Below are 14201 nucleotides of genomic sequence, written 5' to 3'. Positions count from 1 at the left end.
GCAAATAATTACAAATTGTCGTCAGATAGTAAGTCCGGCCTTAGTTTTTTAGTCCGTTCGAGGGCTTTCTGCAACTGCCATTCAGCAATTTTTTTTTCATGCCCTGATAACAGAATCTCCGGGACTTTCCATCCGTTGAATTCTGCCGGACGTGTATAAACTGGAGGCGCTAACAAATGATCCTGAAAAGAATCGGTTAAGGCGGATTGTTCATCATTCATAGCCCCGGGCAAAAGTCTGACGATAGCGTCTGTCATCACAGCAGCGGCTAATTCTCCTCCTGTCAGAACATAATCGCCGATCGATATTTCACGAGTAATAAGATGATCACGAATGCGCTGGTCGATGCCTTTATAATGGCCACACAAAATTAAGACATTACCTTTTAATGATAATTGATTGGCAATACTTTGCGAGAAAGGCTCTCCATCAGGAGATGTATATATAATCTCATCATATTGCCGCTCTTTGGTTAGCGCCTCAATTGCATTAAATATCGGTTCAATTTGCATCACCATGCCTGCATTCCCGCCAAAAGCATAATCATCTACCCTGTGGTGCCGTTGGTCAGATGAATAATCCCTAATATTATGCAAATGAATCTCAACCAGCCCTTTGTTGATGGCTCTTTGAATAATCGAGTGACTAAAGGGACTTTCCAATAATTCCGGCAAAACCGATAAAATGTCAATTCGCATGATCAGCCGATGATTATCTTATTTGTAAAACTAATGCAAGGAAGCAGTTGACTATTCCGCTTCTTCAGCGTTTTCTTTATTGTCGGGAGTTTGATCAAAATCAGTTAACCCGTTTTTTACAAGAAGATTATACCAAACAATCATTTTCTTGATATCCGAGTTATGAACCTTTTCTTTATCAAAATCAGGCAAAATAGATTCAAAGTAAGCCCGGAGAAGTTTCGGATCTGCTTTTGGATCTACAGATGCCTCTTTGCCTTCTTCTTTTGCTTTTATTTTTGTCAATACTTCACTAAGAGGAATTTCGTCTGTTTCAGTGTAAATGGAAATGTCGCCTAAAGAAACAACGCGGTCATTGGCTAACGCAGCTATTCGTTGTTGATCAATTAATGATTCGATTATCATGTTGTTTTTGCCGTGGGCAACAAGTTTATATAATCCGGGTCTTCCTGATACCGATAAGATGTCTTTAAGCATAATGGTAGTTTGTTTCTTTGTTGGTTTAACGAAAAAGTTATGTATTAAAATGGTGTACAAAAATAGTTGCTTTTGCCTACAGCAGCAAATGCTATTGAAATATCACAACATTATTCAGATGCTTTAAGAAATGAGAAGAGGACTTTCGTAAATGGTTGCTCCATTGGTTTTCATTCGGATGTGCCAAGCGCTCGGGTAGAGATTGTTTGAACGGGAACCAAGATTCTTAATCCAACCCAGAGGTATATGTCGAAAGGTAATTAGCTGGTATTCTTTTTTTTCGTTGAATTGGGAAATATTTTCCTTCTGAAGAAACCTAACGGCTTCGGATACATCCAAGTCAATGGTTTGGACTTTTTGGGTGTAAAGCATTAGTTTTGATAATGCCAGCGCTGTATGGGGAATAAAATCCTTGCCTTTGATCTCTCCCATCAGCGTTCCTATAAAAAGAGGTGAATATGCCTGTATGATTTGGGTGATTATTTCTTGATATTGCTTGTGAAAAGCAAATAAGAAATTTCCGGTTTTGCCTATTCCCCATTGTTGATCAGGAAGGAACTGCTTTGCATAATCATGCTGTGCAAAAAGTAGTCCGTGGTGTGCCATTTTGTTTTTGGAAGCTTTTGGAGCGGTAGCTGTTTTTCGCAACAGTGTGATGAAGAGTCCTTCTCCGCGGGCCTTATGCGGGAAAAAACGGTATCCTTCGTCCGATACGGTGATACCCCAGGTGTCATCAATGGTTATGTTAATTCTTTCGGCTCCAAGTTCTTCTATAATCCACCGAATATTTTTTTCGTTTTCCTCCTGGTTATATGTGCAAGTACTATAAATGAGCCAGCCACCTTCTTTGAGGGCATCCCAAGCATCAGAGACGATATCTCGCTGACGAATAGCGCATTGAGCAACATTGGAAGGCGACCATTCCTGTATGGCATCAGGATCTTTCCGAAACATTCCTTCTCCTGAACAGGGTACATCAATCACAAGTAAATCAAATAAAGAAGGTAATCTTTGAAAATCCTTGGGTTGTCTATTGGTGACGGCAACATTGGAATTTCCCCATTTCTGGATGTTTTCAGACAGAATATTGGCACGGCTGTGAATAATTTCATTTGAAACGAGAAAGCTGCTTGGATGCAGAGCATTCAACAATAGTGTTGATTTTCCTCCTGGTGCGGCGCATAGGTCCAATGCGATAACAGGGTGCCGAATGTGATGCTTTATGATGTAATCAAGAAATTGTGAACTTGCTTCCTGCACGTAGTATGCACCGGCATGAAATAAAGGATCAAGAGTAAATATAATGCGCTTTGGTAAATAATATCCTGAATCACACCAAGCAATATGGTCGTAAGGGAGCGAAGCGTTCCATTTATCGTTGAGGCGTATTGAAACGGGAGCCGGTTTCTGCAAAGCATCTGCAAATGCATCCCATTCTTCATGCAGCAATGATTTGGTTTGTTCGATAAAAGTAAGAGGCAAAAACATAAAAAAAGTTTGTATGACTATTTTAGGTTGTTTTGAATGAACATTGTCAATATATCAATGGCTATAGTATTGTTGCCTCCCTGCGGAACAATAAGGTCGGCAAACCGTTTCGTGGGTTCGATAAATTGTTCGTGCATTGGTTTCACTGTGTGTTGATAACGATCGATAATAGTTGATACCGTTCTTCCACGTTCCACCATGTCGCGTTTGATCACTCTGATTAACCGGTCATCGGCGTCTGTATCTACGAAAACCTTTAAATCCATTTGGTTCCGCAACTCCGGATGCGTAAGCACTAAAATACCTTCTATAATAATTACTTCGCGGGGAGAAATAGTGATCGTTTCTTCCGAACGTGTGCAGGTGACATAGGAATAGATGGGTTGTTCAATAGATTGACTGTTTTTTAGCATGGTAAGATGATTGAGCAATAGCTCAAATTCTATTGAATCGGGATGATCAAAGTTGATTTTTAACCGTTCTTCCATCGGGATATGTGCACTGTCTTTATAGTAAGAATCTTGAGGCAGTAAAACAACTTCTTCGGGTGGCAGCCGCTCAATGATTTTTCTTACGACGGTACTTTTCCCTGAACCTGTGCCCCCAGCTATCCCAATTGTCAACATGATGCTTTGTATATAAAAGTATTATGAATTAGAAAAGAGTAATTTAGATGTAATGATGCAAAAATAAAATTTTTCTTTTGCTTGCGAATCCTTTGTTGTCAAAGTTAAGCATTTTAGGAAGAACTATATTCGCGGTCATGTGAAAATCAAAAAAATAAATTTCAAACTGCCGGTAGCCATGTGGTTAATCAACGAAAATAGCTATCTTTGCAAAATAATCGATTCTACGTTCAATTGGCTCATTTTTAGAGAGATGATTGATTTTACACCGGATTAAGTTAGTAAATGATGCATTATGAGCGTTGAAATTTATTTTGAATGATGGATTACTTAAAACAACAAACATTGATTCTCCCCGAGTATGGCCGAAACATTCAGCAAATGGTAAATCATGCTGTACAGATAGAAGATCCGGCGCAGCGGGCGCGTTGCGCCCAGACTATTATTAATATCATGGGAAGCATGTTCCCTTATTTGCGTGATATCAATAACTTCAAACACAAGTTATGGGATCATTTGGCTGTCATGTCTGATTTTAAACTGGATATTGAATATCCTTATGAAGTCTTGAAAAAGGAAAACCTGCGTACTCACCCTGAACGTATTCCTTATTCAAAAAAACAGTTAAAATATCCTCATTATGGGCGCATTCTGGGCAAAATGATTGAACAGGCGGTAGCTTTTCCCGAAGGTGAACAGAAGCAGCAACTCCTGCAACTTATTGCCAACCACATGAAGAAGTGTTATCTGACTTGGAACAAAGAAATTGTAGATGATAAAAAGATCTTCGACGATTTACGCGAATTGTCGCACGGTCAATTGCAAGATGATTTGAACTTCCTTAAACTTACCGAATCTAAAGAAATTCTCAACAAAAACAATAAGAATAATGGCAAGAAAAACACGAAGTAGCGGTGTTTTGTCATTTTAATTTTGCTTTTTCTGCACAGAATGCTTTGTGCATAAATATTTAAATAACAATTAATGTTGCTTATAAATGATTGATTCTCTGCTTCAAAAAGGATATTTTATTTGACTTATATCTAATTTTGTGAGAACAATCTTTTAGTGTGCATTTTGTCTATAATGAGTATAACAGGGAAGCATCTGGATTACAATTATGCAGGTTTCCCCTATCGTTATTGAAATAGCATATATACTTATTTGTTTTGTAAATGGCAACGATTATCAGGCTTCGGGAGACTCTCTCGACAAACAGTTATCTTAAGGAGTTAATTCTTACCCAACGGGATACTTTATCAGAAGGTATGGTTGTTTATGCTGATTTTCAGGCAAAAGGAAGAGGCCAGGCCGGCAACTTTTGGGAATCCGAAGATGGGGAAAACATACTCGCCAGCATCTATTTTTCGCCAAACCATATTGAACCTTCCCGGCAGTTTATGCTGTCGCAGCTTATCTCACTGGCTTTGGTGAATTTATTGGAGGAAGAAATTTCTGATGTTTCCATTAAATGGCCAAATGATATTTACTGGAAAGAGAAAAAATTGGCTGGCATTTTGATTGAAAATGAACTGATGGGGAATCGCATCGTCCATTCCGTTGTTGGTATCGGACTTAATGTTAATCAAATCCATTTTCAGAGCGATGCTCCTAATCCAGTGTCATTAAGTATGATAACTGGAAAACAATATGACCGAGAACCTTTATTGCATCGATTGATTGAACGATTGTACACCTATTATATGCGTGTTTTACGGGATGAAATTCCAAATCTCGATGAAGAGTATCAGTCTCATTTGTTTTGGAAAGATGGGTTCCATCGGTTTGAACAACATGACGAAATCTTTTCTGCGCGTATCGTGAATGTGCAACCAAACGGGCAACTGGTATTACAGCGGCAAGATGGCAAACTGTTGAAATGCGCATTCAAAGAAGTACGCTTTGTTTTGTGATACTTTAATTTAGAATAATTCTACGAATTTTTTTGTACTGAAAAATATCAATTTCTGATTATAAGAATTTGAATTACATTAGTCATGCATCATTTTGCCTATTTATTTTAGGATAATGTTCTGCTTATTAATATACTATATGGTACAGATGCCTCGTTTGATCGACCTAATAGGTCTGAAAATAAATAATCTCTAATTGATAAATATGGAGAATAATATTAGTATCTTTGCAATACTACATATTACGCTTTTAATAAATCAACGTAATAAAAAAGATTATGAATTTACTCTCCAAACTTTTTACTCTCCTAGTTTTATTCATTTGTTGTGCTTTTTCGCTTGCTGCTCAAGATACAACAAAGATTGCTACTGATTTTATTAGTCGGAAGGGTAATAATTGGTTTATTGGTGGAGGTATAGGAATTAGTGCTTATTTTGGCGGTGAAAATAGGTATATTCCTAAAAATCAGGGTGGATATTGGAAGATGATTACATGGCCTGCTGGGGGCGTATGGGGAGGCAGGTGGATTAGTCCTTCTGTAGCAATTAAAGGAGAAATCGATGCTATGTCTTCTCGGAGTTGGAATGCGGGGGATTCCTATGATTTAATTCACAACGGGAAGCCTTACTTTACCAACTTTGATCACGTGGAATTAAGCATGGATATGATGTTTAATATTAATAATCTATTGTTGGGAGTAAACAATAGACGAAAATTTTTTGTGCTATTTTATTTGGGACCTGGCATTGCCAGAACTTTTAATGATTTTAAAGTGCCTCCTGATACGCATATGATTTTTAAATCGGGAGGTATGCTACTCCTTAAGTTAAATAAAGCTTTCGGACTGTATGGTGATTTGCAGGGAACAATTGTTCCTCAAAAATTTAGTGGAGAGCATTTCTTTCGCTCTTATGAAGGATACCTTACTCCAATGTTTGGCATTCAATACATATTTCCAGGGAAAAAACGAGGATTTGAACCATGTTGCTCTTGTTCAACTTCTAGTATTGATCAAAATTATTTAATAGAAAAAGTAAACACACTTCAGCAAAGGGTTTATGCTTTACAAAAGGACTCGGTAGAAAAAGCAGAAATACTAGCAACCTCTAAAAGTAAGCCTTGCGATACTTGTCGACAAATTAGCAAAATGATGTCGATCGTTAAACAGATTTTGGCGCAACGACCTGATCAAAATCTTTATATCCCTATACATTTCACAATTGATAAATGGAATATTCGTCCATCAGAACAATATAAATTAGGTGAAGTAGCTTCATTTATGTTTAATCATCCTGATGATACAGTTTACATTAGTGGATATGCAGATGTTCAGACGGCTTATCCTGCATATAATATGATGCTAGGTGTCAAGCGTGCTCAAGAGGTAATAAAGATATTAGTTACTGAATATGGGGTAAATCCAAATCGATTTATATGGAAATCCTATGGAGACAGAGTTCAGCCGTTTAGTGTTAATGCGCTTAATCGTGCCGTCATTGCTTACAATATAAGAAGTAATCCTAGGCAACTTCTTATAAATAAGAAGAGTTTGACAAATCCTAACGTATTAACATTGAGGCAGCGAAATAATAAATTCAATGTGGCGATATTTTTCAGAATAGATAAATGGAATATTCGACCATCAGAAGAATATAAATTGGATCAGATTGCTAAGTTTATGAATGAACATCCGCACGATACAATATTTGTAGGAGGCTATGCAGATGTTAAAACGGCTTATCCTGCTTACAATAAACGGTTAGGACAGAGGAGAGCTGATGAAGTTGTTCGTACATTGGTGGTTAAATATCATATTCCTAGAAGTAGATTTGCATGGTATGCTTTTGGCGACAGTGTACAACCTTTTAAAATTAATGCGTTGAATAGGGCTGCAATAGCTATGGATAGAAGGATTATTGCTAATAAGATGGCTCCAAATTTACCTAATCCTCAACATACAGATTCTATTCCTGTAGATACTTGTCAGAAGATAATGAAAGAGTGGAATGACTTATTGAAACAAATTAAGCATCCTCGACTGACACGATTATATGTTGCTATTCATTTTCATCTTGATAAATGGCATGTGCCTCTAAATGAAAGATATAAATTGGATGATATTGTGCGTTTTATGATACGATATCCTAATGTGTATATTTCAGTTACGGGTTATGCAGATGTCCAAACAGCTTATCCAGCATATAATCTTAAGTTAAGCGTAAAAAGAGCTAATGAAGTAGCATATCTTTTAATCAATAAATATGGAATAGCTCCAAATCGAATCATATGTAAATCTCTGGGTGATACCGTGCAACCATTTAAAATTAATAATCAAAATAGAGTCGTCATTGCGTTAGATGTGGAAGAATAATCAATATTGCTTTGATAATTGAAAATGTATTCGATTTAAAATAATATAAATGTGTTTGTAATACGATACTGAATAATCCATAATCAATCAAGGTTATTATGGATTTGGGATTCAGAAAATAATATTATTAATATGCTTACCTAGAGTGTAATACAATAGTTTTGAAGTAATTATTCTGTATATTTGTATTATGAGGTGGTGTGTTGAAAGATGTATTTAAATTAATTGTAAAAAAAAATTACTATGATTCATGTGCCTGATTATCAAATTATAAGAAGCATAATTAGAAAATGCTTTTTTCTGTGCTTGCTGTTTATCAGTGGAATAATTATTTGTACTTCCTGTGCGAAAGAAAATTTGATTGATAATACTGTCAATAAACCTCAATTACAAGGGACTGGGTTTACTTATCAGAATCAAATTGATTTTACATTAAATATGACTTTTCAGGATATGCAAGGAAATCCAATTTCCTTAACGAAAGTTGATGTGTATGATCAAAATCCTATGGTTCCCGGAACCTCCAACTGGAGAACAGATATAAGTCCATTTACCGAAGGGCAAACAGATAATAATGGTTTATTTGCAAAAACTTTTTCCTTAGGAACTAATGTGGATACAATTTATGTGGTGTTAAATAATCTAACATATGCAACTCCTATTGTAGTTCCTATTCAGGGAACTAGTGCTTCTATCGTAATGCGTCCTTCTGGCTATGGAGTGCTTCGTTCTGAAAGTTCTACAAAAAGCTTTACCTCATATAGTATTCAAAGTTACGAGAATCTTTCTGTTTTGAATACTATGCCTAATGGAGAGGCCCCTTGGCATTATACCGTCAGTCCATTTACTAGCTCTAATTTGTGGGTATTAGGAAATTTTGACGCTGTTGGATTCCCTAGCTATTTAGACTCTTCTGATACAATAAGCTCTAGTGCAATAAAAACTCTTTCAAAACTATTGCCGGAAAGAGTTAATGAAATGGTAGCAAATCCTAGTTTATTTAGTACTGATCCATTAAAATCAAATTTTGTAACAACCGCAAAATGTCAGATATGGGTGTCGTTTATTTCTGAGGGAGCTGCTTATCAAGATGTTTTAGGATATTTTTATTATCCTACTGGATCTACTCCGTCGTCAGTATCTAACATAGATAAAAGAATCATTGTTTTTCCCAATGCTTCTTATCCTAGCTCTGTACAAGGTGGCGGTTGGGGGAATGGATCTATGGTTATGGGAGATAGAGCTCGGCTAGCATATTATAATAATACTTTAAAACAGTGGACAGATACATTTCCTGCAGGAGTAAGTGTAAGCTGGTTTTTGATTTCAAATGGTTTTACAACAACTGGTTATGTAAATCAGGGATTAACCAATGGTAATGGCTTTTTATATTCTATTCCTGCTTTAAATTCAGGAAATCAACAATCATTATTATTAAACGATCCAGTTTCAAATACGTTTTTGCTAACCTTTGAAGATATGCCAATTATTTCTGGAAATAGTGATAAAGATTTTAATGATGTTATATTTCAAGTTTCTGCTAATCCTATTACTGCAATTAATTATAGTTCTTTGCCTATTTTAACACCTTCAACATCTACGGATGCGGATGGCGATGGTGTTCCTGATGCAAATGATGCTTATCCCAATGATCCTCAGCGTGCATATGATGAATATTATCCTACGAGTGGTTATGGAACCTTGGCATTTGAAGATCAATGGCCATATAAAGGCGATTATGATTTTAATGATTTGGTATTGGATTATAAGTATCATTTGGTCTTAAATGCTTATTATCAGGTAAAAGACGTGAAGATTACATATTATGTGAAAGCGGTAGGAGCAGCCTATCGTAATGGGTTTGCTATCCAATTTGGTACAGGGGCAGGGAATGTACAATCCGTATCTGGGCAGGTAAATATGGCAGGCAATAAAATCTTTAGTCTAAGTTCTGTAGGATATGAAAACGGACAGGATTATGCTGTTATTCCTGTATTTCCAGATGCATCACAATTGTTTGGTTATACAACAGGGACTCCACCATTTATTAATACAAGTAATTCTGGGGTTTTTGCTGACTCCATTCCAATTAATTTGACTATAACATTTGGAACTCCTGTTGATCCAAAAACGCTGGGAAGTCCTCCATATAACGTTTTCTTGGTTGTTAATCAGGATCGCGGGAGGGAAGTTCATTTAGCAGGACAGATGCCTACAGCTAAAGCAAATACTAAATTGTTTGGAACGGGGGATGATCGAACAAATAACAGCACTATCTTTTACGAAGGAGATCAAGAGTCTCCATGGGCCATAAATTTACCAACAGTCTTTTCGTATCCTTTTGAACAGGTTAACATTAATAGACCATATCTAAAATATTCTCCTTGGGTACAATCGACAGGAAATAGTTATACCGATTGGTATTATAATGCTTCATCAGGTTATAGAAATGCAGCTCTTATTTTTCATCATCCGTAAAATTAGCCAAAAAGTAGAAAGGGTAATTCTAATGAATAACATCGAATGATCTGTGCAAATAAATTGATGAGCTATTATGGTTTTTTGTTATAAAAAAGTAGGTATATTGGTTGGTGTTATCGCTTTATTATATGGTTGTAGCACGACGTTTATTCCTATTAATACATCTTATACTGACTACAAGTATTCAAAATTATCTCGTGATACATTTGCCCAATCGTCAGTTGCTGTATTCCCGTTTTTTAGTGATAGTCTCTATCGGAATGACATAAACGGTGCGGAAAACGATGTTTATGTTAGTTTGGCTCATCAATTTCCTAAATTACATATAATTTCATCTGAACAGATTCGGCAAAGAATAAAATTACTGACACACAAAAATAAAGATGAGCAAACATTACTATCAAATTATTCCATTTTTTCTTCTTCAACCAGACAGTTTTTTTATGATTTGTACCTGACTGATCATTGTCGATATGTCCTTTATAGTGTGGTTCGACGAAAAAAAGAATCTCAAATCATTAATCAACACGGTAAACCACTGAAACATTTTGAACCCATAGAAGTAGAGATTTTTACTCAGATGTGGGATAATAAGAATGGCACTATTGTTTGGCAGGGGGCTGGAAGTTCGTCAACGATTAAAGATATACATCACGAGCCTATAGATACTTTATCTTTGATTCATTTGGCATCGAATAATTTGATTCAACGAATTTGCGATAATGATATTGGAGAGCAACTGAACACTCAATCACTTTACAATTTACAACAAAAAAGGATGCAGGATACTTCATTTAACTTGAAAATGATTATCGGCGGACTTACATTAGTGTCGGCGTTGGTGGTGTATTTTATCGTATCACCTTAACTAAATAGACTTTGACTTTGCTTTGCATACGGCAATCTGAGGAATCACTACATCTGTTTTTTTTATAAAACAGATGTAGTGATTTTTGATTTGTTCGTAAAACTATCTGGGGGACGTATAACTTTCGCTCATTATTCAAATTCCATCCTGTTATTCTTAAGGATAGTTTGGATGAAATGATTTTGGCTTTTGGGACTTCCACCGTGATATCCCGGGCTTCGTAGGGCTTCAATGTTATATAATTTGCCGACCAGAATGACGGGAGTATTTCCTTGTTATTATGATTCATCAATTGCAAGCGTACAAAAAAAGCAATCTTTCCGGTTGGATTTGAAAGATGTACCATCCATTTATAACTTGTTTTTTTACTTGCTGTTTGAAGCAATTTGGCATCTATATGAGTTTTAGGCATACTGCTCAGAGAGGCGAAATTTTCGTTAGGAGCAACCCAGTAACTATTATAGGAAATAGTTTGACCTATAGAATTTTTGATATGGAGCAAAATAAATGTGACTCCATGGCAGTTATGAATATCCTTCGCCAATGAGAATGCTTTTTGAACTCCAGCCGGTGATATTGTCAACATGATATGGTGGTGAAATAAAGCCTTTGAATCCATGCTATAGCCTGCAGCTTCGACAATCACCGATTTCGCCTGCAAGTAACTTCTATTAACAACTACTACTGTAGAATCATCCCGATCAAATTGTACATGCACTGGTTCACACGCATTTTGCATAAAATAGTAACCGGCGTTAGGCTCCAAATACCAATCGTATATTTGCCAGATGACACTGGGGAAGGCTGCATTGAGTTTCCATAACATTACTCCCCCATTTTCATTAAGTATATGTCCTGCTGCTTCGAAAATTCCCTGATAGCCCATAGCGTTCATTAACTGCATTTTGAGTGAAAAATCTTTCATGCTGACAGGTTTTCCAAATCGTTTAACCATATCGGCATAATATGAATCATAGCGTCCTGCCCCAGTGCATGCGTCATGATATCCCCACGAATCATTCAACGGGAAAGAATCATTTTTATCCCATACCAGATCGGGAATGATCCTGTGTAACATATTATAGGGGGGCTGAGATGGTATTCCTGTTTCATCTTTAAAGACCCAGTCTTTTGCATGATCTGCCAAATTATAATACGTTAATGGATCTTTCCATGCATATGGACCACCGCTATAAACCCCGGAAGGACCGTTATCAGGCCAGGATCCTTTCCATTCTGCTGATATTTTTGCGAATCCGGATGAGCTTGGAATAAATGGACGTGTCCCATCTAAAGCAATGACGCTGTCGCGCATTGCATGGTACAACTCTTTTCGGGCATGTCCTTCATTGCCGCCTGTCCAGACCAATAAACTGGGATGATTCCGAATACGAAGAATTGTACTTGTCATATTATTAATAAAAACACTTGATTGGAGAGGCCAGTTGGGAGATCCCTTAAATTCTCCCTGCGTATCACCTGTGATCCAAAAATCAGACCAGACTAATAATCCAAGACGGTCGGCAATATCAAAAAAAGCATCAGGAGGAGTTATACCGCCTCCCCATATGCGGATAAGATTTGCATGGGCATTACGACAAAGTTGTAATTCATAAGCATATCGCGTTGAGTCTCGATTGAGCATCATGTCAGGAACCCAAGCTCCACCGACCAGATTTACTTTTTTACCGTTTACATAAAAATCACGGCGTGGAAATTTTCCCGGCACATGGGTCAATTTGGACGAAACGGAGCGAATGCCAAACACAAAAGATGTGTCATCAGATAGTTTATTGTCAATGAAATATGCCAGTTTAATGCGATATAAATTAGGTTTACCATGATCAAAAGACCACCAAAGATGAGGATTTTTTATGTGTAAAAGAGGTTCGTTGAAAGGATTAAATGAAAGACAGTTATCTTGATTAGCTTTTATTGATAGTTGTCTTGAAAATGAAAATGATTTTCCAATAAAATTCTCAGGTTTAATCGTAATGACGAGTTTTCCCTGAGTTGCATTACGTCCTGAATTATATAAGGAAAGGGACAACGAGATATTAGCAATAGTGGTATCCGGTAATTGCGGAAGGATGGTAACTATATGTGGATTTCCAATGGTGACATCACCTGTTGTTCTTAAATAAACAGGTTGCCAGATACCCATGTTGCGATCGCGAACCGGAGGAATCCAATCCCAACCCACAGAACAAAGCATCGTAACATTTTTCCCTATATCACCCGTAGGACCTCCATTTTCAAAGAAAGGCCCCATTGCTTTTAATTGTTCATCTGCAGGAGTTCCCGGGAAGTCCAGCGGATAGATCTTAACGGCCAAAACGTTTTGCTGTCCTGCCTGAATAGCACCGCTTACATCCAGACTATATTCACCAAACATACCGGCCATTTGTGTGGAATCAGCAATTTGTTGCCCGTTAAGCCAAACGGCAGCACGATAATTAATACCTTTGAAAATGAGCTGAAAATGTCTCCCTCTATCTTCAAACGGCACATTGAATTTTGTACGGTACCAATATGGTTTTGACCATGGGTTTACATGTCCAGGTAAAAAACTATATTGTGACAAGTTGTATTTTTTATTAAAACTATCTGATGCATCAGGGATTAGCATGTTATTCAATCCAATATATGGATCGGGATAGATATGATTTGCTACCAATCCGGTAAGTACTGTTGAGGGTACTTTTACCGGAAACCAATAAACGGGAGACTGATATGAAGCGGATGAAAGAGTTTGTCCATCTACTGTGATAAGGGTGGACGATTGCATTTGAAAATCACTTAACTTTATTTGTTTGATAGTCCCGTTTTGCCCTAACATTGCGGAAGAAAGTAAAAGAGCAATCAATGGGATAGCGCCCTTCAATATAAGACTTCTGAATTGTTGCATGGAATTACGATTTAGATGATTTACTGCTTGATGATAGAGCAAAACACTCATTCATTATTTTATATGCAAAAGTAACATCCACTAAGAGAATATTATGAATAAATTTTATCCAATAGCGATACTTTTTTGCGCAGGATTTATTTTAACATAGTGGCATGAGAAGGCAAGTCATAAGGAGAAAATAAAGGGTAGCTTTCTAATTTGAGATAGTCTTAGTCAATATTGTTATCTTTGTATTTTAGCCTCTGCATTCATGCTGGTAGTGTAACAGGTTAACGTTATATGCTTTGATTTTTAGATATTTGATCTATAAAACTCACAAAAATGATAAGTACTGTACTGATAATCGTCATTCTAATTTTTGTATTCA

Annotated in this window: 10 protein-coding genes; 5 read left to right on the top strand and 5 right to left on the bottom strand. The window is 36.7% G+C overall.

Annotated features, from left to right (window positions below; all coding sequences use genetic code 11):
• Window positions 1-8 precede the first annotated feature (8 nt).
• From trmD to udk, 4 genes are all read right to left on the bottom strand, one after another.
• Window positions 9-698 (bottom strand): tRNA (guanosine(37)-N1)-methyltransferase TrmD, encoded by a 690-nt coding sequence (gene trmD / locus FHX64_RS04865; RefSeq protein WP_183412678.1) that lies wholly within the window; start codon window positions 696-698, stop codon window positions 9-11.
• A 51-nt stretch (window positions 699-749) separates the two neighbouring features.
• The gene (locus FHX64_RS04860) at window positions 750-1175 is read right to left on the bottom strand and encodes a DUF5606 family protein (protein ID WP_183412677.1); all 426 of its coding nucleotides are present in this window, start codon (window positions 1173-1175) and stop codon (window positions 750-752) included.
• 123 nt (window positions 1176-1298) lie between these two features.
• Window positions 1299-2663: a methyltransferase RsmF C-terminal domain-like protein gene (locus FHX64_RS04855; RefSeq protein WP_183412676.1), complete on the bottom strand. Its 1365-nt coding sequence runs from the start codon at window positions 2661-2663 to the stop codon at window positions 1299-1301.
• 17 nt (window positions 2664-2680) lie between these two features.
• Window positions 2681-3289 carry a uridine kinase gene (gene udk, locus FHX64_RS04850; RefSeq protein ID WP_183412675.1) on the bottom strand — a complete coding sequence of 203 codons (609 nt, stop codon included), beginning with the start codon at window positions 3287-3289 and terminating at the stop codon, window positions 2681-2683.
• Window positions 3290-3610: 321 nt separating this feature from the next.
• Here udk and FHX64_RS04845 point away from each other — a divergent pair, with 321 nt between their 5' ends.
• The 5 genes from FHX64_RS04845 (at window position 3611) to FHX64_RS04825 (ending at window position 10923) form a co-directional block, all read left to right on the top strand.
• The gene (locus tag FHX64_RS04845) at window positions 3611-4201 is read left to right on the top strand and encodes a DUF4290 domain-containing protein (protein ID WP_183413529.1); all 591 of its coding nucleotides are present in this window, start codon (window positions 3611-3613) and stop codon (window positions 4199-4201) included.
• Between the two features lie 263 nt (window positions 4202-4464).
• Window positions 4465-5202, top strand: coding sequence for a biotin--[acetyl-CoA-carboxylase] ligase (locus tag FHX64_RS04840; RefSeq protein ID WP_183412674.1), 738 nt, complete (start codon window positions 4465-4467; stop codon window positions 5200-5202).
• A 278-nt stretch (window positions 5203-5480) separates the two neighbouring features.
• Window positions 5481-7574, top strand: coding sequence for an OmpA family protein (locus FHX64_RS04835; protein WP_183412673.1), 2094 nt, complete (start codon window positions 5481-5483; stop codon window positions 7572-7574).
• A 243-nt stretch (window positions 7575-7817) separates the two neighbouring features.
• Window positions 7818-10052 carry an LruC domain-containing protein gene (locus FHX64_RS04830; protein ID WP_183412672.1) on the top strand — a complete coding sequence of 745 codons (2235 nt, stop codon included), beginning with the start codon at window positions 7818-7820 and terminating at the stop codon, window positions 10050-10052.
• Between the two features lie 76 nt (window positions 10053-10128).
• Window positions 10129-10923: a hypothetical protein gene (locus FHX64_RS04825; protein WP_183412671.1), complete on the top strand. Its 795-nt coding sequence runs from the start codon at window positions 10129-10131 to the stop codon at window positions 10921-10923.
• Here the strand turns inward: FHX64_RS04825 and FHX64_RS04820 are convergent.
• Complete coding sequence (locus FHX64_RS04820) at window positions 10907-13831, bottom strand: glycoside hydrolase family 2 protein (RefSeq protein ID WP_183412670.1); 2925 nt, start codon at window positions 13829-13831, stop codon at window positions 10907-10909. The two genes, FHX64_RS04825 and FHX64_RS04820, sit on opposite strands and share 17 nt — an antisense overlap.
• Window positions 13832-14201: the final 370 nt, after the last annotated feature.

This window comes from Microbacter margulisiae, from assembly GCF_014192515.1.
GTDB classification, from domain to species: Bacteria; Bacteroidota; Bacteroidia; order Bacteroidales; family Paludibacteraceae; genus Microbacter; species Microbacter margulisiae.
This window is presented reverse-complemented; position numbering and strand designations above follow the sequence as displayed.